Source organism: Micromonospora sp. AKA38, assembly GCF_027925725.1.
GTDB lineage: Bacteria > Actinomycetota > Actinomycetes > Mycobacteriales > Micromonosporaceae > Micromonospora.
On record NZ_BNEI01000005.1, the window covers coordinates 1,671,588 to 1,692,796 of the forward strand.

Genomic DNA, 21,209 nt, shown 5'->3' on the forward strand with positions numbered 1-21,209 from the left:
GGGGGGCCGGGCCCGGCCCATGCGAGGGGACCCCGGGAACATGACGATCGAGCAGCGGACCGCGATGCCGACGGACGCGCAGATCCGGGCGCTGCACGAGCGGCACGCGCCGACGGAGGCGGCGTTCCACCTCGTCTGGACGCACTGCCGGATCGTGTGCGAGGTGGCGGAGCAACTGCTGGAGCGACACGGCGCGGGCCTGGACGTCGCCCTGGTGCGGGCCGGCAGTCTGCTGCACGACATCGGCGTCTACCGCCTGCACGACGCCGCCGGCCGGTTCGACCGGGCGAACTACGTCCGGCACGGCGTGCTGGGCCACGCGCTGCTACTCCAGGCGGGCCTGCCCGAGACGCTCGGCCGGTTCTGCTCCCGGCACACCGGGGTGGGCCTCACCCGCGAGGACGTGCTCCGGCAGCGGCTCCCGCTCCCGGTCGCGGACTGGACCCCGGGCACCGACGAGGAGGTGCTGGTGATGTACGCGGACAAGTTCCACAGCAAGACGACGCCGCCGACGTTCGTCTCCGCCGCCTCGTACTCGGCGGCCGTGCGGCGCTTCGGCGCGGACAAGGTCGCCCGGTTCGCGGCGCTCGTCGAGCGGTTCGGCGAGCCGGACCTGGCGGTGCTCGCCCGCCGGCACGGGCACCCGGTCGGCTAACGCATCGGCAGCCGGTAGTCGCGGGCGCCGCCACCGGCGGTCACCAGCCGCACCTCGCCGCTGCGCAGCCCGTACGTCACCGACCAGCGGGTGTGCGACTGGCGGACCGCGTCGAGCAGGCGCAGCGCGCCGGCGGCGTCGACCGTCCCGCCGGACCGGTCCAGCTCCCGGGCCAGCACGCCGTACCGGTGGTCCTGGCGCAGCTCCCGGTCCGGCACGCCGACGGCGGGCACGTTGGTCAGCGCCTGCCAGGGGCCCCGACGCTTGTCGACGCGCAGTTTCCCGTCGACGAACTCGACCACGGCGGACGCCCCGGTGGCGTCCGCGAGCAGGTAGTGCAGCGGCGGGCCGCCGTCGAAGTCCAGGTTGTACCGCTCGAACACGGCGACCGCCTCGTCCACCGTGGCCGCCGCGTCGAGCACCAGGCGCAGGATGCGCACCGAGCCGACGGTGGGCCGCCCGGCCACCGGTTCGGCCCGCGCGCCGTCGTCGGCGGCGAGCCCCACGGCGAGCCCGCGCTCGTTCATTCCGTCGAACGGCAGCAGCGGCGCGTCGAGCAGCCGTCGGTCACCGGCCGGGTCGGCGGGAACCCCCAGGTACGAGATGTCCACGAGCGAGATCGAGGCGTACCCGTCCGGCGGGTCGGTGCGCAACACCAGCGCCGGGTTCGGCTGCCAGTCGAAGTTGCGGGCGAACAGCGGCCGGTCCCGGTCGGCGAGCGCGGCGAACAGCGAGCAGCCGAACGGGCTCGGCGGCGTGCTGTCGGCCACCCCGGCCGTCGGGTCGTAGTCGCCGACGTAGGTCATCTCGTACAGCGGCAGGTCGTCGACCTTGCGCAGGCTGGCCAGCGTGCGCTCGGCCTGACCCGGGTCCTGCCGGGACGCGGTCGGCGTGCCGACGCCGGCCGGGCCGGCCGACGGGCGGCTCTCCCCGCAGCCGGTGCCGAGCAGCAGCAGTGCGAGACCGGTGGCGATGAGCGTCCTCCGCATGCCCGCGACGCTAGAAGAGACACGCCCGGATGTCCATCGCGGACGGCTCACCCCGGCAGGGACGCCTCGTCGCCGCCGCGGGTACGCCGCGGGTTGACCAGCCGGCGCACCATCGGCGCGGCGTTCCACCGGGCCGCCCCGACCAGGTCCCGGGCGTGTTCCAGCACGGTGTAGTCGGGCCGGGCCACGCCGTCGGCGATGGCCCGGTCGAGGTCGTTGCCGCACCGGGTGAGCACGCTGTCGAAGTCGCGCCGGACCGGCTCCAGCAGGTCGTAGCCGAAGGAGCGGTGCAGCCGGGCGAAGAGCGGCTTGTAGAGCCTGGCCCGCTCGTGCAGGCCGGACGAGTAGGACATCGGGTTCTTCGGCCGGCGCCGGACGTAGTCGGGCAGCACGTCGGCGAAGGCCCGGCGGACGATCCACTTCTCCTGCCCGTCGCGCAGCTTGAGGCCCAGCGGCAGCCGCATGGCCAGCTCGACGACGCTGAGGTCGAGGAACGGCACCCGCGCCTCCACGCCGTGCCCCATGCTGGCCCGGTCCACCCGCTGCAACTCGGTCCGGCACAGGTTGCGGATCTTGTGCAGGAACAGCCGGCGGGACCGCTCCGGCCCGACCTGGTGGTACATGGGATAGCCGCCGAACAGCTCGTCCGAACCGTCGCCGGTGAGCACCACCTTCACGCCCAGCTCGCGCAGGCGCCGGAAGATCGGCACCGAGACCACCGCGTTGATGATGTCGCCGTACTCGGTCAGCTCCGAGATCCGGATGGCCTCGCGCACGTCGGCGCGGCGGATGTCGCGCGGACGCAGCTCGATCACCTCGTGCGGCACGCCGAGGTCGGCGGCGAGCCGCCGCGCGTACGCCACGTCGGGGCTGTCCGGGGCGCCGACGGTCACCGCCACGCAGTCCGGATGCAGCTCCCGGGCGTGCAGCAACGCCAGCGAGCTGTCCAGGCCGCCGGAGAGCACCACACCCACGGTGAGGTCGGTGTCCAACCGGATCCGCATGGCGTCGGTGAGCGCGGCGCGGACGAGCAGGGCGGCCTCGTCCGGGTCGTCGATCACCGGCAGTCCGGCGCCGAGCGTGAGCAGGTCCACGTGCGGGCGCAACCGGACCGGATCGTCGGGCCCGGCCCAGCCGTGGTGACCCGGCGGCACCTCGTTGATCGGCGCGCCGTGCCCGACCAGCGCCTTGACCTCGGAGGCGAGGTGCAGGCAACCCGGGCCGCGGGACCAGTAGAGCGGCTTCACCCCGAGCGGGTCCCGGGCCAGGTACGCCCGACCGCCGGCACGTTCGGCCACCACGAAGGCGTACTCGCCGCGCAGCCGGCGCACCGCGCCCTCGCCCCACTGGCGGAACGCGGCGAGCACCACCTCGGTGTCGCCGGTGGTGCGGAAGACGTGGCCGAGCCGGGTCAGCTCGGCGCGCAGCTCGTGGTGGTTGAAGACCTCGCCGTTGAAGCAGAGCAGGTGCCGCTCGTCGGGTGAGACCCAGGGCTGCACGGACCGGTCCCGGTCCACGATCCGCAACCGGCGTACGCCGGCCAGCAGGCCGTTCTCCTGCCGGGTCTCGGTCACCTCGCCGCGTGGGGCCAGCGCGGCCAGCATCCGCCGGAAGGTGGCCGGGTCGGCCTCCGGGCCGGTGCTCAGCGCGATCCCGCACATCGGGTCAGCACCCCATCTCGGCCTCGTACGCCCGCCGGTACCGGCGACGGGCCGAGGGCGCGAGGCAGAGGTGCCAGGCCTGTCCCTCGTCGACCACGTTGATCTCGCCGGCCTCCTGCCGGCCCAGCAGCAACCCGGCCAGGGCGGTGCGCGCGCCGAACCGCTCGTACCAGTCCAGCTCGACGTCGGCCGCCCAGCCCAGGCAGTGCCCGCTGGGCACCATGGCGGCGTACCCCAGCCGGCGCAGCCGGTACTGGTGCTCGGCGCTGCGGGCCAGGCTGGTCACCCAGAGCGGCGGCGTGCCGGCGCGGGTGACCGTGGCGAACTCCCGGGCCAGGTCGTTGAGGAGAGCGATCATCTCGCGACGGGCCCGGCGGAACAGCAGACCCGCCGTACGCGGGCTGGCACCCGGGCGGACCCGGCGCCGGACCGCCTGCAGCCCGCGTCCCAGCACCGTGGCGGGCTGCTCGCGGTAGCGGAACTCCAGCAGCCCGCGGCGGCGCAGCCACTCCAGGTCGACGAGTTCGGTGCTGGTGCGCACCTGGCCGTCGGTGCGGAAGGTCGGGCTGTCCCGCCACCACAGCACGTCGACGCGGGAGAGCAGGAAGATCCGGACCAGCGCGGTCAGGTCGTGCGCCGAGCTGCGCGCGTTGGGCTGGTAGCGCGCCATTTCCAGCAGCAGCGTCTCCCGCGCGCCGACCAGTCCCTGCGGGGTGGCGTCCAGGACCGCGGCGATGGCCGGCTCGCGCAGCCGCTGGTCGAGCAGCACCTGTCGGGCGGTGGTCGAGGGCGCGTCCGCCAACGCGCCCACCTCGACCAGCAGGTCCGCCACCGCCGCCCGGTAGGCGGCCAGGTCGGGCCCGGCGGCAGGCCGGTCGACGGCCGGCAGCCGGCGGGCGGGAGCGGTGGACGTGGCGGTGGGGCCGGGCTGGCGACCGGGGCTACGGCTGGGCACTCGCATGGTCTCCGTCCCCTCTCGTCGGGACACGGTGCAACTGGGTCTGCACCTCACGTAACCACCCGGGACGGGAGCGCCGGGGGCAATGCGCCCACTCTCCTTCGAACGGTTCTTTACAACGTTGTATCCAACGCTGTACAAACGTGTGCACCGCAGTGACCTCCGTCTACTCCCAGGCAGGCCCGATGCGACACCTCCACCGCGGCGGCGTGCTCGCCGCCGTACTCACCCTGACGCTCGCCGGGGCGGCGCCCGCGCCCGCCGCCGGGCCCGACCGCTACCGCAACCCGGTCTCCGCCGGGTTCGCCGACACCTTCGCCGACCCGGTCGTGGTCCGTGGCGACGACGGCGTCTGGTACGCCTTCGGCACCTCCGACCCGCTGCGCGAGGGTGAGGGCCGGGCCCACCGGGTGCCCATCGCCCGCTCCACCGACCTGGTCGACTGGAGCTACGTGGGCGACGCGTTCAGCGCCGACCAGCGGCCCGCCTACGCCGCGCCCGGCTCCGCGTTCTGGGCGCCCGACGTGCGCCGGATCGGCGGGCGCTGGGTGATGTACCTGACCGTCACCGACACCACCGTCTCCGACGACACGTTCGACACCGCCGTCGGCGTGGCCACCGCGCCGAGCCCGGCCGGCCCCTGGACGTTCGTCGACACGCCGGTGGTCGCCCCGCGCCCCGGCGCCGGCGGCGGCTACCTGTGGACCATCGACCCGAGCCAGCTCACCGGCGCCGACGGCCGCTCCTACCTCTACCACGGCAGCTACTACGGCGGCATCTCGGTCACCGAGCTGACCCCCGACGGGCTGCACGCGGTCGGCACGTCGACAGCGGTCGCGGTGGACAACAAGTTCGAGGGCGCCTACGCGCTGCGCCGCGACGGCTGGTACTACCTCTTCGCCTCCACCGCGAACTGCTGCGCCGGCCCGGCCACCGGCTACTCCGTCCAGGTCGGCCGCGCCCGTGACCCGCGCGGCCCGTTCGTCGACCGCGAGGGCCAGCGCCTCGACGTCTCCCGGGCCGGCGGCACGCCGGTGCTGACCCAGAACGGCAACCGGTGGATCGGCACCGGCCACAACGCGGTGCTCACCGACCTGTCCGGGCAGGACTGGATCGCCTACCACGCGATCGACCGGGCCGACCCCTACCTGGACGAGCCGTTCGGCGTCAACGAGCGGCCGATGCTGCTGGACCGCCTCGACTGGATCGACGGATGGCCCACCGTCAACGCCGGCGCCGGCCCCTCCGACGGCGCCCGTCCCGCGCCGGTCACCAGCGGTCGCGTCGACGCCCGCTTCGACACCGCCGACCTGCGCGGCTGGCCGACCGGGTCCGGCTCGTGGCGGGCCGCCGGCGGCGTGCTGACCGGCACCGGGACGCTCACCTCGCGTACCGGCCTCGGCGGCGACCTGCGGGTCGAGACCGACCTGCGGCTGACCGGCGCGACCGCGGCCGGGCTGCGGCTCGGCACGGTGGACGTCCGGGTCGGCGGCGGCCGGCTGGCCGCCGGGACCGCCAGCGTGCCGCTGCCCGCCGGCACCGACCCGCGCGACCGGCACAACCTCGCCGTGGAGGTCCGCGGGCGGCAGCTCGTCGCCACGCTCAGCCCGTCCCGCCTCGGCGACCCGGTCGCGCGGGTGTCGGTGCGGCTCCCCCGGCCGGCGAACGGCCCACTGGCGCTGCGCGCCGAGGGCGGACCGGCCGAGTTCGACAACGTCAGCGCCACCCGCCTGTACCGCCCGGTGCGGCACGAGGTCGCCCCGCCCCGGGTCGGCCCGGTGCTGCGCGACTACTCCGACGAGTTCTCGGGCGGCCTCGACCCGGCCTGGCGGTGGGTGCGCCAGGACCCGGCCGCGAGCGTGTCCGGCGGCGCGCTGCGCTGGCCGGTCCAGGACGCCGACCTCTCCGGCACCGGCAACACCGCCGGGGTGCTGCTGCGCGACGCGCCGGCCGGTGACTACGTCGCGGAGACCAAGGTGACGCTCGACCTGGGCGAGGAGACGGTCCGCAACTACCAGCAGGCCGGCCTCGTCGCGTACGTCGACGACGACCGGTTCGCCCGGCTGAGCCAGGTGGCCATCTGGAACACCCGGCAGGTCGAGTTCGGCTACGAGCTGCCCTTCGCCGGCCAGCCGGTCTACGGCGGCAGCATCGTCGGCACCCCGGGGAGCACGACCTGGCTGCGACTGGCCCACCACGTCGACCGGGTCACCGGCGAGCACGAGTTCCGCGCCGGCTCCAGCCGGGACGGGACGCACTGGACGTGGGGCGCGGTGTGGACCTTCCCGGCCGACACCACGCCGCGGATCGGCCTGGTCGCCCACGGCGGCGCGACGCCGGCGGTGACGGCGGAGTTCGACTACCTCCGCTTCCACCGCTGACCGCGTCCGGGGCCGCCCCACCGCCGGGGGCGGCCCCGGCTCAGCCGCCGGGGCGCGGGCAGGTGGCGGTCAGCTCGGTGACGGTGCGGGTGTCGCCGTCGTAGCTGCGGGCGGCCACGAACTCCCCGCCCGGGCGGTCCGCGCCGGCGACCGCCCGGGCACGGCGGCGGTCCGCCCCCCGGAAACGCAACGCCAGGCTCAGGTGCGGCACCCAGCGACCGGGCAGGTGCCACGGGTGCGGGCCGGACGCCTCGGCGAGCACGTCCCAGACCGCGCCGTGCAGCGCGACGAGCTGCGGCGTCGGACGGACCAGCCAGACCAGCGGCGCGCTGCCGTCGAGGACCGCCAGCCGATCGAGCCGGACGGGCAGCGGCAACGCGGCGTCGCAGAGGTCGGCGAGGCGCTGCTCGACGCCGGGCGGGAAATCGTCGACCGACGCGAGCGTCAGGTGCGGCCGGTTGGTCGGGTGCGTGTTGCGGGCGAGGCTGGGCAGGCCGGCCGCGGCGAGCCGGCTCCAGGCTGCCCGCACCGTGGCGTCCAGCTCGGGTGAGCAGAGCAGTTCCACCGTCCGCACGGGATCAGGCTAGTCCCCGGCGGACAGCGGGGACGTCCGGTACCCGGTTGCGGACCACACGGGTCAGAGCCAACCGGCCTCGCGGGCCCGCCGGACCGCCTCGGCCCGGTCGGCGGCGCCGAGTTTCTGCACGCAGGCGCTCAGGTGGTTGCGGACGGTCCCGGCGGCCAGGTGGGTCCGACGGGCGATCACCGCGACCGGGGTGCCCAGTTCCGCCAGTCGCAGCGTCTCCAGTTCGCGCGGGAGCCGCGCCCCGGCCGCCTGCCCCTGCCGGGCCTCGACCAGCAGGTCCCAGAACCACACCTGGACCCAGGTGAGCAGCGCGATCCCGGCGCCCACCCCGCCGGTGACCAGCAGCGCCGTGGGCAGCGGTCCGCCGGTCGCCACGGTGACCCCGGCCGCGGCGGTGAGCACCCCGACCGCCGCGGCCACCGCCACCGCCGGCCGGAACAGCAACGGCGTCATGCCGACCAGCGACGCGCCCAACCACGCCCAGGTCGGCCAGGCGCCGGCCGCCACCGGGCCGACCAGCGGCAGGCTGAGCAGCGCGACCACCGCCAGCGCGAGGTGCCGGCGGCGCCGGGCCGGGGTGGCGAGCCAGGGCGTGACCGCCGCGTGCAGCACCGCCACCTGGGCCGCCGTGAAGCCGAGCAACCCCACCACGCCGAGCACCGCCCGCACCGGGTCCGGCTCGCGGAGCAGGCCGACCGCGGGCAGCAGCACCGTGGTCCACCCGTTCGTGCCCAGCGAGAGCAGGGTGATGCGCCGGGCCCGGCGCAGCCGGTGGTCCGCCGGATCGACAGTCATGCCCGCCGATCCTAGGGGTGGCACGCCGGCACCCGACCCGGCGATCGGCACCGCGGGCCCGTGCCAGCTCAGTGACGCGGAAAGGAAAATGCTAAGACAGTTTCCGGGTCAACTGTTGTGGCAGCAAAATCAATTCACCTTTCTCCGGGTGCATTTCCCGGGATCGGATGATACGAATGGAAGCGGGGAACGGAATTCGCGTTGCTCGGCCGCTCGGCACACCGCCGGCCCGGCGACCCACCACCGGGAAGCGGCTTGACCAGCGCTGATGCGAGCCGGGCGAACGCCGGACGCTTCCACCCCACCCTGCGCCCCGACGCAGGAACAATTGCCGGTGTTCCACCTCGCGTGGGACGAGAAAGAGGAAGAGGAAATGTCGCGAGTCACCCGCAACATGATTCGTTCGCTATTCGCCGCCGGATGCGCGGCCGGCCTGGTCGCGGTGGCCGCGCCGCCGGCCAGCGCCGCGACGTACACCGGATACCTTCAGGGCACCTGCGCGCAGGCCTCGGGCAGCGCCTACCGGCTCCAGATGAAGATCCCGGTGAACGAGCTCAACGTGCCGGTCGTCTACGCCAACGGCAGCACCGGCACGGTCAGCGCCACCACCGCCTTCATGACCATGAACGTCGAGTGGTGCTCGAACGGCAGCGCGGTCACCTACGCCAAGATCGTGTCCAGCAACGCGGACCGGACCAGCGGTGGCGTCACCACCAACCTCGAGCGGAAGAGCTACACCAAGTCGGGCACGCCGCCCACCGCCGTCGGCGGGCCGTACACCCTCGGCACGGCGGCCACCTGGGGGCGCAACTTCTCCGGCACCGTCAGCGGACAGCCGTTCGGCGTCGGCGGATCGCTGACGTTCACACCGGCGAACTTCACCTCGACCATGACGGTCAAGGTGTACCCGACCGACGCCCGGGTCGAGTGCACCGGCACCGCGGTCGGCCACCCGGAGTTCTGCTCCCTCAACTACTGATCCGAACAGCCCGTACGGCGACGCTCCCTCCGCACCGGTCGGGAGCGTCGCCGCACGGCCGCGTCCATGCCTCAGGTCACGAGTGACCCGTGCGTTCCACACGGTTTTCCGATGACGGACGCGCCTGGCCCGGTGCGTCCCGCGCCGGCAGGGTCGGGGCATGACGGAGATGACGGTGGGCGTACCCCGGCGGTGGGCCGGCTGGGCGCGGACCCGGCACCTGGCCGGGATGGTCGTGGCGATGGTGGCCGGCATGGTGGTGCTCGGCCCGCTGTGGCGGATCGGCGGGGAAATGCTGGGCGGCGCGGGCGTGCTCGCCCGGCCGGACGTGGACGCGCTGCTGATGGCCACGAACATGGCAGCGGGCATGGTCGCCTGGATGTGGTACCGGGGCGACGGGTGGCCCGCCGCCGGGGAGATGAGCGCGGCCATGTACGTGCCGTTCCTGCTCCTCCTCCCGGCCTGGTGGGTGGGGTGGGTCGGGGACGACGTGCTGCTGCTCGGCGGTCACCTGCTGATGCTGCCGGCGATGGCGCTGGTGGCGCTGCGGCACCGGCACCCGGCGACCGCGCCGCCCCGCCGGCACCCGGTGGTGGCGGCGTTGGCGCGTCGCTGGCCGGTCGGCCTGGCGCTGCTGATGACCGCCGACATGTGGTTCGCCCCGGGCGTGGTGTCGCCGTGGTCGCTGCTCGTGCTGCCGGCCGGCTACCTGGCCATCGGCGCGTGGCGACGGCACCTCGGCGACCGGTGGCAGCTCACGGTCCAACTCGTCGGGCTGGCCGTCTGGGGCGGCCTGGCGGCCGTGGCGCTGGCCGCGCCGGCCCAGGTCGCCGGCGCGCTTGTCGGCCTGGGCTGGCTCGGACACGCCGGCTGGGACCTCTGGCACCACCGCGCCGAGCGGGTGGTGCCACGCGGGTACGCGGAGTGGTGCGGGGCGCTCGACGTGGTGGTGGGGGTGACCACCCTGCTGGCCGTCGCGTCGGGGTGAGCCGGCCGGAGCAGCGGGCCCGGACGGGGTCGCGCGTGGTGCGGCGAACGTTTGCGCCGGTCGCCGCGACCCGCGCCCGGCGGTGATGAAAGGCTTGCCGCATGAGCGCCGCACCGACCCCGACCGAGCCCACCACCCCCGCCGTCGCCGAGGACACCGCCGCCTTCGCGGATCTCGGGCTGCGCGCCGAACTGCTGGGCGCGCTGTCCGCCCTCGGCTACGAGGAGCCCACGCCGATCCAGAGCGAGGCCATCCCGCCGCTGCTGGCCGGCCGGGACCTGCTCGGGCAGGCGGCGACCGGCACCGGCAAGACCGCCGCGTTCGCGCTGCCGCTGCTGCAGCGGATGCCCACGCCGCGCCCGGACGGCGACCCGGTGTCGCTGGTGCTGGTGCCGACGCGGGAGCTGGCGGTGCAGGTCTCCGAGGCGTTCCACCGCTACGGCAAGGATCTGGGCGCCCGGGTGCTGCCGATCTACGGCGGCCAGCCGATCGGCCGGCAGCTCCGCGCGCTCGACCACGGGGTGGACGTGGTGGTCGCCACGCCCGGGCGCGCGCTCGACCACATCGCCCGCGGCACGCTGCGGCTCGGCTCGCTGACCACCGTGGTGCTGGACGAGGCGGACGAGATGCTCGACATGGGCTTCGCCGAGGACATCGAGGCGATCCTGGAGCACGCCCCCGAGGGCCGGCAGACGGTGCTCTTCTCGGCCACCATGCCGGCCCGCATCGACGGGCTGGCCCGGCAGCACCTGACCGACCCGGTGCGGATCCGGATCGAACGCGAACGCCAGGTGGCCGGCGAGGCGCCGCGGGTACGGCAGAGCGCCTACATCGTGGCGCGGGCGCACAAGCCGGCCGCGCTGGGCCGGGTGCTGGACGTCGAGTCGCCCACCGCGGCGATCGTGTTCTGCCGCAGCCGGGAGGAGGTGGACCGGCTCACCGAGACGATGAACGGTCGGGGCTACCGGGCCGAGGCGTTGCACGGCGGGATGAGCCAGGAGCAGCGGGACCGGGTGATGGGCCGGCTGCGCTCCGGCACCGCGGACCTGCTGGTCGCCACCGACGTGGCGGCCCGCGGGCTGGACGTCGAGCAGCTCACCCACGTGGTGAACTACGACGTCCCGTCCGCGCCGGAGTCGTACGTGCACCGGATCGGCCGGGTGGGCCGGGCCGGCCGGGAGGGCGTGGCGATCACGCTCGCCGAGCCGCGCGAGCACCGGATGCTGAAGACGATCGAGCGGGTCACCGGCCAGCGGATCACCGTGGACAAGATCCCGACGGTGGCCGACCTGCGGACCCGGCGGTTCGAGCTGACCCAGGCCGCGGTGCGCGAGTCGGTGCTCGAGGACGACCTGGAGCCGTTCCGGGCGGTCGTCGAGTCGCTGACCGACGAGTTCGACCTGATGGAGGTCGCGCTCGCCGCGGTGCGGTTGGCGCACGAGGCCACGCTGCCCGGCACCGCCGACGAGGAGGAGATCCCCCAGGTCTCGGTCCGCCCGAACCGGGAGGGCCGGCCCGGCTCCGAGGGTCGGGACCGGCGCGGTGGCGGCCGGTCCCGCGCCGCCGGCACGACCCAGGTCTTCATCGGGTTGGGCCGTCGGGCCGGGGTACGACCGCAGGACCTGGTCGGCGCGATCACCGGGGAGACCGGGGTGAGCGGGCGGGACATCGGCTCGATCGAGATCGCCGACCGGTTCTCCCTGGTGGAGGTGCCGCAGGGCATGGCCGACGAGGTGATCCAGGGTCTGCGGGACAGCACCATCAAGGGTCGCAAGGCCACCGTCCGGCGGGACCGGGACGGTGAGGGCGACGGTGGCGGTGAGCGTCGCTTCGACCCCCGGGACCGGCGCGACCGCCGGTAGCCGGCCCACCGCGCCGGCTCGGCCCGAAGATGGTCGGTCCGGCACGGTGGCGTGCCCCGCGTCTCGCGTTCCGGGCCACGAACCCCCGCCGCCCGGCGGGCGACGGGGGTTCGACGGGGCCGGTCAGGCCGCGGTGAGCGGCTGGCCGCCGAGGCTCTGGGCGTCCACCTCGGCCGGACGCAGCGCCAGCGCGAGCACGTCCGCCACGTCGGCGAGGGTGTGCACGGTCAGCGCCTCGCGCACCTCGGCCGGCAGGTCGTCCAGGTCCGGCTCGTTGCGCTTCGGGATGATCACCTCGGTGAGGCCGGCCCGGTGCGCGGCGAGCAGCTTCTGCTTCACGCCACCGATGGGCAGCACCCGGCCGGAGAGCGTCACCTCGCCGGTCATCCCGAACTCGGGCCGCACCGGCCGGCCGGTGACCAGGGACGCCAGCGCGGTGACCATGGTGATGCCGGCGCTGGGACCGTCCTTCGGCACCGCGCCCGCCGGGAAGTGCACGTGGATCCGCCGCCCGGCGAGGGCGTTCGGGTCGATGCCGAGGCGTCGTCCGTTGGAGCGCAGGTAGGACAGCGCGATGTGCGCCGACTCCTTCATCACGTCCCCGAGCTGACCGGTGAGGGTCAGGCCCGGCTCGCCCTCCATGCTGGTCGCCTCGATGAAGAGCACGTCCCCGCCGGCGCCGGTGACGGCCAGGCCGGTGGCCACGCCGGGCACCGCCGTACGTTCGGCGGACTCCGGGGTGAACTTGGGCCGCCCCAGGTAGCGGGCCAGGTTGGCGGTGTCGACGCGGACCGGCGCCGGGTCGGACGCCAACGCCACGGTCACCTTGCGCAGGATCTTCGCAAGGGCCCGTTCGAGCTGCCGGACGCCGGCCTCCCGGGTGTACTCCCCGGCGATCAGCGCCAGCGCCTCGTCGGCGACGGTCACCTCGTCGGCGGTCAGCCCGGCCCGCTCCTGCTGCCGGGGCAGCAGGTGGTCCCGGGCGATGGCCACCTTCTCGTCCTCGGTGTAGCCGTCCAGCGTGACCAGCTCCATCCGGTCCAGCAGCGGGCCGGGGATGTTCTCCACCACGTTGGCGGTGGCCAGGAAGAGCACGTCGGACAGGTCGAGGTCGACCTCGAGGTAGTGGTCACGGAAGGTGTGGTTCTGCGCCGGGTCGAGCACCTCCAGCAGGGCCGCCGCCGGGTCGCCGGAGTAGCCGACGGCCAGCTTGTCGACCTCGTCGAGCAGCACGACCGGGTTCATCGAGCCGGCCTCACGCAGCGCCCGCACGATGCGGCCGGGCAGCGCGCCGACGTAGGTGCGCCGGTGGCCCCGGATCTCGGCCTCGTCCCGCACCCCGCCGAGCGAGACCCGGACGAAGGTGCGACCCAGCGCCCGGGCCACCGACTCGCCCAGGCTGGTCTTGCCGACGCCGGGCGGGCCGGCCAGGGCGAGCACCGCGCCGGAGCCGCGTCCGCCGACCACGCCGAGGTTGCGCTCCGCGCGGCGGTTGCGCACCGCGAGGTACTCCAGGATGCGGTCCTTCACGTCGGCCAGGCCGGCGTGGTCCGCGTCGAGCACCGCCCGGGCCGCGGCCAGGTCGGTGTTGTCCTCGGTACGCGTACTCCACGGCATCTCCAGGACCGTGTCCAGCCAGGTGCGGATCCAGCCCGCTTCGGGCGAGGCGTCGCTGGCCCGCTCCAGCTTGCCGACCTCGCGCAGGGCCGCCTCGCGGACCTTGTCCGGCAGGTCGGCGGACTCGACCCGGGCTCGGTAGTCGGCGGAGCCGTCCGGCTCGTCCTCGCCGAGTTCCTTGCGGATCGCGGCGAGCTGCTGCCGGAGCAGGAACTCCCGCTGGGACTTCTCCAGCCCTTCCCGGACATCGGTGTTGATCTGCTCGGTGACCTCCTGCTCGGCCAGGTGCTCCTTCACCCAGCCGACCAGCAGCTCCAGCCGGGCGGTGACGTCCGGCGCGGCGAGCAGCTCGGTCTTCTGCGCCAGGCTGAGCCAGGGCGCGTAGCCGGCCGAGTCGGCCAGCTCGGAGAGGTCGGTCATCCGCTCCATGGCGTCGATGACCTGCCAGGCGCCGCGCTGCTGGAGCACCGAGGTCATCAGCGCGCGGTACTCGCGGGCCAGTTCCCGGGCCCGGCCGGCCGGCGCGGGTTCGTCGAGGGTCGTCGCCTCGACCCAGAGCGCCGCGCCCGGGCCGGGCACACCGGAGCCGATGCGGGCGCGGGCGATGCCGCGCACCACGGCCGCCGGTTCGCCGCTGGGCAGTCGGCCCACCTTCTCGAGGGTGGCGACCACGCCGACCGAGCCGTACTCGCCGTCGATGCGGGGCACCGCCAGCAGCGTCTTGTCGCCGGTGGCGCGGGCCGCGTCGACAGCGGACTGGGTGGTCGGGTCGAGGGTCACCGGGACGACCATCCCGGGCAGCAGGACGGCGTCGGTCAGGGGAAGTACCGGAAGAGTTGCCATCGAACACCTGCCATCAGTTGGTTGAGCGTGTCTGACTCAAGTAACAAACCGTGCACCTTGTTCCGGCTTGTGACCCAGGCCACGTCCACCCCCTCCGGCCCTATTGGCGGTCCATCGTTTACCCCGACCCGCCGAATGGAAAGTGTCGGGTATTGTTGCGGAATTACCGCCAGGTAGGTCAAACTCTTAGCCACACCCCGCCCGACACAGGGAGTAATGGCGATGGCAAGGAAAGTAATCACCGTTCTGACGGACGACCTCGACGGCGGAAAGGCCGATCGGACCGTCGAGTTCAGCCTGGACGGCGTGGCCTACACGATCGACGTCTCCGACGAGAACGCGGGCGTCCTGCGTAAAGCGCTGGACCCGTACATCAACGCTGGCCGGCGCATCGGCCGCGGACCAGTCGACGCCGGCCGCGCGGCGCGGCGCGCCACCCGGCCGAGCACCTCGGGAATGGACCGCGAGCAGAACCGCGCCATCCGCGAATGGGCCGCCAAGAACGGCTACGAGATTTCCGAGCGCGGGCGCATCCCGGTCTCCGTGGTGGAGGCGTACAAGGGCCGCTGAGGCTCCCGGTTCACGGTCGGGCGCCACGGGGTCACGCTGGGAATCAGCGGGGCCCCGGCCGGCTTTTTTGGTCGACAATTTTCATCCGGCTCGATCGACTCGGCAGCAACTTTCTCGGCGGGCGCACCGCGCGGTGCGCGAGCCTGCCGCACCCAGCCTTCCGCGCTGACCGCAGCGACGACGCGGCCGGTGCACGGGCCGCCCCCCGGGTCCCGTCGCCGGCACCCGGGGGCCGCCGGACGGTCGGACGGACAGCGCAGCCGCGTGCTTCCGCGACGGGCGGCGAGCCACCGGCCGCACACCGAAGCGACGGCACCGACGACTCAGCCCGCAAGACCCACCGGCGACCCCGCCGCGACCGGACCGACCCGCGAAGCGGCCGGAGCCGCCCGGGCGTACCCGGACGGCTCCGGCCGTCGGCGTGCGGGTCAGTTGACCTGGATGCGCACCACGTCGATGGCGGGGGTCTGGTTCGCCCGCTCCATCATCGGGATCCGGTGCGAGCCGTCGCCGGCCCAGACCGAGCACTGGGCCAGGCCCGAGTCCGGCAGACCCGGAATCTGGATCAGCACGTCGTCCGGCTGGGACCCGCCCCGGCCGTCCTCGGTGGCGACGAAGAAGGCCGGCACGTCCTGCGGGTTCGGGGGCTGCCGGGTGCTGCCGAGCATCCGGCACGCGGTGTGGAAGTGACCGCGGACCAGGCCCTGGTCGTTGAGCAGCGAGCTCTCCAGGTAGTAGCCGCCCTGCCCGGCGGCGAGGAACCGGTCCCGCACCAGGTTCCTCGTGGTGACCCGGAGCGTGAACGGCTGGTTGCGCTGCACCTGGTTCGGGAACTGCGTGATGAGCAGCGACGGGTTGTTCGCCGCGGCGCCGACCTCACCGAACGCGGTGCTCACGCAACGGTTGCCGTTCTGGAAGCCGTTGTGCGCCTCCAACTTGCTGTTGGCGCAGTCCTTGGCCAGCACGTTCAGGCCGTTGTTGCCGCCGTTGTTCTGACCGCCGCCGTTGTTGTTCCCGCCGTTCTGGCCACCGTTGTTGTTGCCACCGTTCTGACCGCCGGTGTTGCCGCCGTTCTGGCCGCCGTTGTTGGCCCCGCCGGTGTTGCCGCCGTTCTGCGCGTTGTCGGCCAGGGCACACGGGGCGAGCTTGTCCAGACCCTGCGGACGCTGGCCGCCCCGCCCGATGGCGGTGGCGATCCGGTTCAACGTCGCGGTCCGCTTGTCGGCGAGCGGCCGGAGGATCGCGTTGTTGATGAAGTCGCCGCCGTTGCGGCCGTCCGCCGCGAGACGTCGGTTCGCCTCGGCGATCTGGTTGTCCAGCAGGGCCAGGTTGCGGTCCACCTCGGCGCGCGCCCGGGCGGGCACCTGCGGCAGCTTGCTCTTCACGTCCGGGCAGGTCACGGTCGGGGTGCCGGCGCCGGCGCCGCCCCCCTTGGTCTGCTGGCACTCGGCCGCCGACATCTGGCCGTCACCCCAGTGGTTCCGGACCCAGCGACCGTTCTGCCAGGTCCGGGTGGTGCTGCCCTGGCCGCCCGGCGCGGTCGCGCCCGCACTCGGGGCCACGCAGGACGCCGAGGCCGCGCGGGTGGTCGTCCGCCGGTCCTGGGCGGACGAGATCTGGGTGACGGCGACGATGCCGCCGAAGACCGCGAGCGTGCCGACCACGGCCAGCATCCGCTTGCTCCGCGCGTTACCGGATGACCGGCGCGCCCGTGTGGACCTGCGCATCGAATTGTTCTCCTTCTCGATCCGGTAGTTGACTGGTGATCCCGGCGGAATTCTTCGGGGTGAGATCACTGCGACGTCGGAGCCGCGCGTCAATGGCCGACGGTGCCCTTTCCGCACCGTCTCCGCGCCGTCCGGGCGCGGCGGAAGATCTGCGTCCATTCCCGCTTAGGTACGGAGGGCCGACGGCGAAGGTTCAACCGGGGATCGGAAAAAAATCGGCGGGCCGGCCGGTGGCCGGAGCGGGCCGGTCAGTCGACGCAGAGATGGTCGAAGGCGAAGCCGCCGTCGAAGGACTCCCGCCGGTCGGCGAGGCGCCGCACCTGCTCGCGCAGTTCGGTCCGGTCCATCAGGGACGCCTCGTCGGCGGCCGGGTCACGCAGCTTCTCCCCCAACGCCGTGACGGCCAGGTCCTCGGCGAGCCGACCCGGATCCACCCCGCAGGAGAAGCCGCGGGACGTCAGTCGCACCCGCTCCACCCGGCAGCGACCGGGCCGCACCTCGACCCAACTCCAGCCCTCGGCCGGGCCACCGGTCCACCGCACGTGCAGGCCGCGCACGATCGGGTCGGCCAGCCGGCCCGCCACGTACGCCTGGACCGCGGCGGCGCGGGCCACCGCGCCGAGGTCGTTGACCGGGCCGCGCCGGCCGTCCGGCAACCGGCCCACGATGTCGCGGAACCCGACCGTCTCCCCGCCGTCCGGCCCGGTGCCGGCCGCGTAGGCGCGGGCGTCGAGCACGTACTCGACGAACCGGCGAACCTGCTCGCCGCCGAGCGTCGGTGACTCGACGCGCAGCAACGGCAGGCCCACGGCGTCGCAGACCGCGTCGGTCAGCCGCTCGGCCCGGCGGGCCGGCGAACCGTCCGGCACGGGCGCGGCGAACCGTACGGCGAACCGTGGCCGACCGGTGTCGGCGGCGCACACCACCAGGTCGAGGCCGGCCCGGCCGGCGGTGCTCCACTGGCTGCCGGTGACACCGGGCGGCCGGCCCTGGACCAGCTCGCCGAGGCGCCGGTCGGCGTACCCGAGGTGGCCGGCGCGGGCCAGCCGCGTCGGCGTGGCGGTCGGGATCGGCCGCAGCCAGGAGGCGGCCACGCTGCCGGTGCTGGTCATCTCGCACAATCCGTCCGTCGCTCGGTCGACGTCCGAGTGTATGGCGTCGATCATGGCGATCGCCTCGGCGGTGCGGAGGAATCCGGGCACCCGTCGGGCGGTGCGCCGTCAGGGTCGGCCCTCTAGGCTCGGCGGGTGCACAGCGGACGGACCCCGGAGCGATTCACCAAACGCAGCCTCGTCGCCGTATCCCACGCCATCGAACGAGCGGCGCTGGCCGAGGCGGAGGACGGCCCGCTCGTCGTGTTCGCGCTGTTCCAGCGGCTGCCGTACTTCGCCCGGGAACGGGAGATCTACCGGCGGATCGCCGACCGGGCCGCCGCGACGGTGGTCGCCATGGTCGGCGGCCCGCCGCCGGACCTGCCCGACCGGGTGTACGGGGTGGCGTTGGACGAGGCGGAGGATCTGGCGCGGGAGTGGAGCGTGGTGGCGCTGACCCCACGCTTCGGCGGCACGCTGGTGGCGTACGACCGGGCCGAGGTCGCGCCCGCGCCGACGCTGGAGGCCGGTCGGCTCTTCGACGGCCGCTGGGGGTTCCGCCGCGACGCGGCGCTGCACGAGGTCATCCGGCTGCGCGAACAGCTCGCCGAGCGACTGCCCGGCCCGGCCCGAACCGCGCTGGACGAGGCGGTCGCCCGGGTACGGGACATCCCGGCCGCGCCGGGCGAGTCCCGGGCCGAGGCGGCGCTCCGGCTGCTGGCCCGGCGCGGCGACCGGAACGCGCGACCGGCCGAGCCGACGGACGGGATGCTCGACGAGCCCGCCCTGCGCCGGTGGACCGGCACGGACGGGGTGACCGCCTCCGGCACGCTGCCGGTGGCGCTGGTCGGCCTGCGGGTCGACGAGCCGGCCGGCGCACCGGAACGCTTCGGCCGACGCAGCACCGCCCGGGAGGGCCAGGCCGTGCTCGGCGCGGTCACCGGCGTGCTGCGGCCGGTGGACCGGGCGGTACGCGTCGCCGACAACGAGTTCCACCTCGTCCTGCCCGCGCTCTCCGAACCGGAGGCGTTGGCCGTGGTGGGCCGGCTGCACGAGGCGATCTCGGCGCTGGCGCGGTCGTACCCGTTCGTCGCGTACACGATGCACGCCGCGGTCGCGGTGACCACCCGACGGCCGCTGCCGACGGACGACCTGCGGGCCGCCGTGGAGTGGGCGGTGCGGGAGGGGGTGCCGGTGGCGGGTCTGCCGCCGGAGCCCGCCCCGGCCGGCGCCCGCTGACCGGTCGTCCGCCCACCACTGTCACGCCACGGCACCGGGGCGAGGGGAGCACGTCGTGCGGGTGGTGTCGCTGGTGCCGTCGCTGACCGAGGCGGTCGCGGCGACCCGGCCGGAGGTGCTGGTCGGCGCCACGGACTGGTGCACGCACCCGGCCGGGCTGGACGTCGCCCGCGTCGGCGGGACGAAGTATCCCGACCTGGATCGCGTCCTCGCCCTCGCGCCCGATCTGGTGCTGCTCAACGAGGAGGAGAACCGGCTGGCCGACGCGGAGGCGCTGCGCGCGGCCGGGGTGCCGGTGCGGGTCACCTTCCCGCGTACCGTGCCGGAGGCGCTCGACCAGCTCGGCGCGCTGGTCGGGGCGCTCGGCGTGTCGGTCGAACCGTCCTGGCTGCGGGCCGCCCGCCGGGCCTGGGCCGCGCCGCCCGTCCCCGAGCACGTCCGGACCGCGGTGGTGCCGGTGTGGCGCCGCCCGTGGGTGGTGCTGGGCCGGGACACGTTCGCCGGGGACGTGCTGCGTCGGCTCGGCGTGGCCAACGCCTGGGCCGACGACCCCGAACGCTATCCCCGCCCGGCGCTCGACGCGCTGCGCGCCCGGTCGCCGGAGCTGGTGGTGCTGCCGGACGAGCCGTACCGGTTCACCGCCGACGACGGACCGGAGGCGTTCCCCGGGGTGCCGGCGGCGCTGGTCTCCGGCCGGCACCTCACCTGGTACGGCCCGTCGCTGGCCGAGGCGCCGGCGCTGCTCGCCGCGCAGCTCGCCTCGCCGGTCTGAGGCGGCGCCCCGGTCAGGCGATCGGGGTGGCGTGCACCGGGTCCAGCTCCCTCAGCGTGGTGTCGTCCACGTCGTACCCGACGGCGTTGTGCACCGCGACCACGCCGGCGACCTGACCGGCCAGCCGGCCGGCGAGTTCGACGGCGCTGCGTCGGTCCAGCCGTCCGTCCAGGGCGACCTCACCGCCGCGGACCTGGACCGTGACCAGGCCGTCCCGGACGGCGAGCACCCGACGCAGCACCTCCTGGACCACGTCCTCGCGGATCTCCGCGTCGGAGCGCAGGTGCACCCGGAGCAGGTCGCCGCGGGTCACGATGCCGGCCAGCCGGCCGAGGTCGTCGAGGACCGGCAGCCGCTTGACCGCCTCCCGGTCCATCAGCCGGGCGGTGGCCGGCAGTGACGCCCGCCCGTGGGTGGTGACCGCTGGCGCGGTCATCAGGTCCCGGGCCACCAGCGCGCCCGCCTTCTCCCGCGCGGCCCGCCGGCGCCGCCCCTCGAACACCCGGCGTTCCTCGAGGCGGCCGGACCACTCCACCTTGTGCAGCAGATCCGCCTCGGAGATCACGCCGAGCACCCGGTGGAACGAGTCCACCACCGGCACCCCGCTGACCCGCTCCCGCACCAGCACGTCCACCACGTCCCGGTACGGCGTCTCCGCGTCCACCGTCGCGACGTCCCTGGTCATCACGTCGGTCACCTGCCATGTCCTCATCACGACCTCCTCGCACGGGTCCCTCACCCGGCGACGCTAGGCGGCCCACGGACGGCGCGGCAGGGGCGGCGGACCGGTTGCGGACGGGTCGACCGGACCGGGTCGGGACGGGACCAAGGACCCGGTCCTCAGGGCCCCGACGGCCCTGCTCCGGATCACCGCGCGGGAGTGGAATGGAACTGCCACCGGGAAGCGCGGTGCGAGGCACAGAAGGGACGTGGACACCATGACCGCGACAATCGAGCGGACCCCCGCCGACACCATCGCTCCGGCGGTCGAGACCCCCCGCCAGAAGGCCACCCGGTTCGTCTGGGCCGGGCTGCGGATCGCCCTGGGCTGGATCTTCCTCTGGGCGTTCCTGGACAAGATGTTCGGCCTCGGCCACGAGACCCCGGCGAAGAACGCCTGGATCAACGGTGGCAGCCCGACCAAGGGCTTCCTCGGCTTCGGCGTGGCCGGCCCGTTCGAGGGCGTCTACCACGACATCGCCGGCGCGGCCTGGGCGGACTGGCTGTTCATGCTCGGCCTGCTCGGCATCGGCGTGGCCCTGCTGCTCGGCATCGGCATCCGGATCGCCGCCGTCGCCGGTGGGCTGCTCCTGGTGCTGATGTGGACGGCGGTGCTGCCCCCGGAGAACAACCCCGTCATGGACGACCACCTCATCTACGCGGGCCTGCTCGCCGGCCTGGCCCTGGTCGGCGCCGGCAACACCCTCGGCCTCGGCCGGGCCTGGGCGAAGCTCCCCCTGGTCCAGCGCCTCCCCTGGCTGAGGTGAGCGCAGGTC

18 protein-coding genes are annotated in these 21,209 nt (G+C 74.5%); 9 read left to right on the top strand and 9 right to left on the bottom strand.

The window, feature by feature from the left end:
- Window positions 1-40: 40 nt before the first annotated feature.
- Window positions 41-655 carry an HDIG domain-containing metalloprotein gene (locus TPA0908_RS24420; protein WP_281941666.1) on the top strand — a complete coding sequence of 205 codons (615 nt, stop codon included), beginning with the start codon at window positions 41-43 and terminating at the stop codon, window positions 653-655.
- Here TPA0908_RS24420 and TPA0908_RS24425 read toward each other — a convergent pair.
- Genes TPA0908_RS24425 through TPA0908_RS24435 form a run of 3 tightly spaced genes read right to left on the bottom strand, consistent with a single transcriptional unit; the run spans window position 652 to window position 4,266 of the window.
- Window positions 652-1,644 (bottom strand): linear amide C-N hydrolase, encoded by a 993-nt coding sequence (locus TPA0908_RS24425; protein ID WP_281941668.1) that lies wholly within the window; start codon window positions 1,642-1,644, stop codon window positions 652-654. The two genes, TPA0908_RS24420 and TPA0908_RS24425, sit on opposite strands and share 4 nt — an antisense overlap.
- A gap of 47 nt (window positions 1,645-1,691) precedes the next feature.
- The gene (locus TPA0908_RS24430) at window positions 1,692-3,305 is read right to left on the bottom strand and encodes an asparagine synthetase B family protein (RefSeq protein WP_281941670.1); all 1,614 of its coding nucleotides are present in this window, start codon (window positions 3,303-3,305) and stop codon (window positions 1,692-1,694) included.
- Between the two features lie 4 nt (window positions 3,306-3,309).
- Window positions 3,310-4,266: a hypothetical protein gene (locus TPA0908_RS24435; protein WP_281941672.1), complete on the bottom strand. Its 957-nt coding sequence runs from the start codon at window positions 4,264-4,266 to the stop codon at window positions 3,310-3,312.
- A gap of 182 nt (window positions 4,267-4,448) precedes the next feature.
- On the opposite strand from TPA0908_RS24435, the gene TPA0908_RS24440 reads away from it, so the two are divergent.
- Window positions 4,449-6,644 carry a family 43 glycosylhydrolase gene (locus TPA0908_RS24440; protein ID WP_281941674.1) on the top strand — a complete coding sequence of 732 codons (2,196 nt, stop codon included), beginning with the start codon at window positions 4,449-4,451 and terminating at the stop codon, window positions 6,642-6,644.
- 40 nt (window positions 6,645-6,684) lie between these two features.
- Here the strand turns inward: TPA0908_RS24440 and TPA0908_RS24445 are convergent, their stop codons facing one another.
- Both TPA0908_RS24445 and TPA0908_RS24450 read right to left on the bottom strand, forming a co-directional pair.
- Entirely contained in the window at window positions 6,685-7,218 is a 534-nt protein-coding gene (locus TPA0908_RS24445; protein WP_281941676.1) for a 2'-5' RNA ligase family protein, read from the bottom strand.
- A 63-nt stretch (window positions 7,219-7,281) separates the two neighbouring features.
- Entirely contained in the window at window positions 7,282-8,025 is a 744-nt protein-coding gene (locus TPA0908_RS24450) for a helix-turn-helix transcriptional regulator (RefSeq protein ID WP_281941678.1), read from the bottom strand.
- Window positions 8,026-8,398: 373 nt separating this feature from the next.
- Here TPA0908_RS24450 and TPA0908_RS24455 point away from each other — a divergent pair, with 373 nt between their 5' ends.
- From TPA0908_RS24455 to TPA0908_RS24465, 3 genes are all read left to right on the top strand, one after another.
- Window positions 8,399-9,004, top strand: a complete 606-nt coding sequence (locus tag TPA0908_RS24455) for a hypothetical protein (protein WP_281941679.1) — start codon at window positions 8,399-8,401, stop codon at window positions 9,002-9,004.
- A gap of 160 nt (window positions 9,005-9,164) precedes the next feature.
- On the top strand, window positions 9,165-9,992 hold the full coding sequence (locus tag TPA0908_RS24460) for a hypothetical protein (RefSeq protein ID WP_281941681.1): 828 nt from the start codon (window positions 9,165-9,167) through the stop codon (window positions 9,990-9,992).
- Between the two features lie 101 nt (window positions 9,993-10,093).
- Window positions 10,094-11,854, top strand: coding sequence for a DEAD/DEAH box helicase (locus tag TPA0908_RS24465; protein ID WP_281941683.1), 1,761 nt, complete (start codon window positions 10,094-10,096; stop codon window positions 11,852-11,854).
- A 123-nt stretch (window positions 11,855-11,977) separates the two neighbouring features.
- On the opposite strand, the gene lon is transcribed toward TPA0908_RS24465, so the two are convergent.
- Window positions 11,978-14,314, bottom strand: a complete 2,337-nt coding sequence (gene lon / locus TPA0908_RS24470; RefSeq protein WP_281941684.1) for an endopeptidase La — start codon at window positions 14,312-14,314, stop codon at window positions 11,978-11,980.
- 222 nt (window positions 14,315-14,536) lie between these two features.
- Here lon and TPA0908_RS24475 point away from each other — a divergent pair, with 222 nt between their 5' ends.
- On the top strand, window positions 14,537-14,884 hold the full coding sequence (locus TPA0908_RS24475; protein ID WP_281941685.1) for a histone-like nucleoid-structuring protein Lsr2: 348 nt from the start codon (window positions 14,537-14,539) through the stop codon (window positions 14,882-14,884).
- Between the two features lie 428 nt (window positions 14,885-15,312).
- Here the strand turns inward: TPA0908_RS24475 and TPA0908_RS24480 are convergent, their stop codons facing one another.
- Both TPA0908_RS24480 and TPA0908_RS24485 read right to left on the bottom strand, forming a co-directional pair.
- On the bottom strand, window positions 15,313-16,611 hold the full coding sequence (locus TPA0908_RS24480; protein WP_281941687.1) for a hypothetical protein: 1,299 nt from the start codon (window positions 16,609-16,611) through the stop codon (window positions 15,313-15,315).
- Between the two features lie 248 nt (window positions 16,612-16,859).
- Window positions 16,860-17,723: a PDDEXK family nuclease gene (locus TPA0908_RS24485; protein ID WP_281941688.1), complete on the bottom strand. Its 864-nt coding sequence runs from the start codon at window positions 17,721-17,723 to the stop codon at window positions 16,860-16,862.
- A 135-nt stretch (window positions 17,724-17,858) separates the two neighbouring features.
- Between TPA0908_RS24485 and TPA0908_RS24490 the strand changes: the two genes are divergently transcribed.
- Both TPA0908_RS24490 and TPA0908_RS24495 read left to right on the top strand, forming a co-directional pair.
- Window positions 17,859-18,941, top strand: coding sequence for a DICT sensory domain-containing protein (locus tag TPA0908_RS24490; RefSeq protein ID WP_281941690.1), 1,083 nt, complete (start codon window positions 17,859-17,861; stop codon window positions 18,939-18,941).
- A gap of 55 nt (window positions 18,942-18,996) precedes the next feature.
- Complete coding sequence (locus TPA0908_RS24495; RefSeq protein WP_281941692.1) at window positions 18,997-19,713, top strand: helical backbone metal receptor; 717 nt, start codon at window positions 18,997-18,999, stop codon at window positions 19,711-19,713.
- Between the two features lie 13 nt (window positions 19,714-19,726).
- On the opposite strand, the gene TPA0908_RS24500 is transcribed toward TPA0908_RS24495, so the two are convergent.
- Entirely contained in the window at window positions 19,727-20,425 is a 699-nt protein-coding gene (locus TPA0908_RS24500; RefSeq protein ID WP_281941695.1) for a CBS domain-containing protein, read from the bottom strand.
- Between the two features lie 217 nt (window positions 20,426-20,642).
- Between TPA0908_RS24500 and TPA0908_RS24505 the strand changes: the two genes are divergently transcribed.
- The gene (locus TPA0908_RS24505) at window positions 20,643-21,200 is read left to right on the top strand and encodes a DoxX family membrane protein (RefSeq protein WP_281941697.1); all 558 of its coding nucleotides are present in this window, start codon (window positions 20,643-20,645) and stop codon (window positions 21,198-21,200) included.
- Window positions 21,201-21,209: the final 9 nt, after the last annotated feature.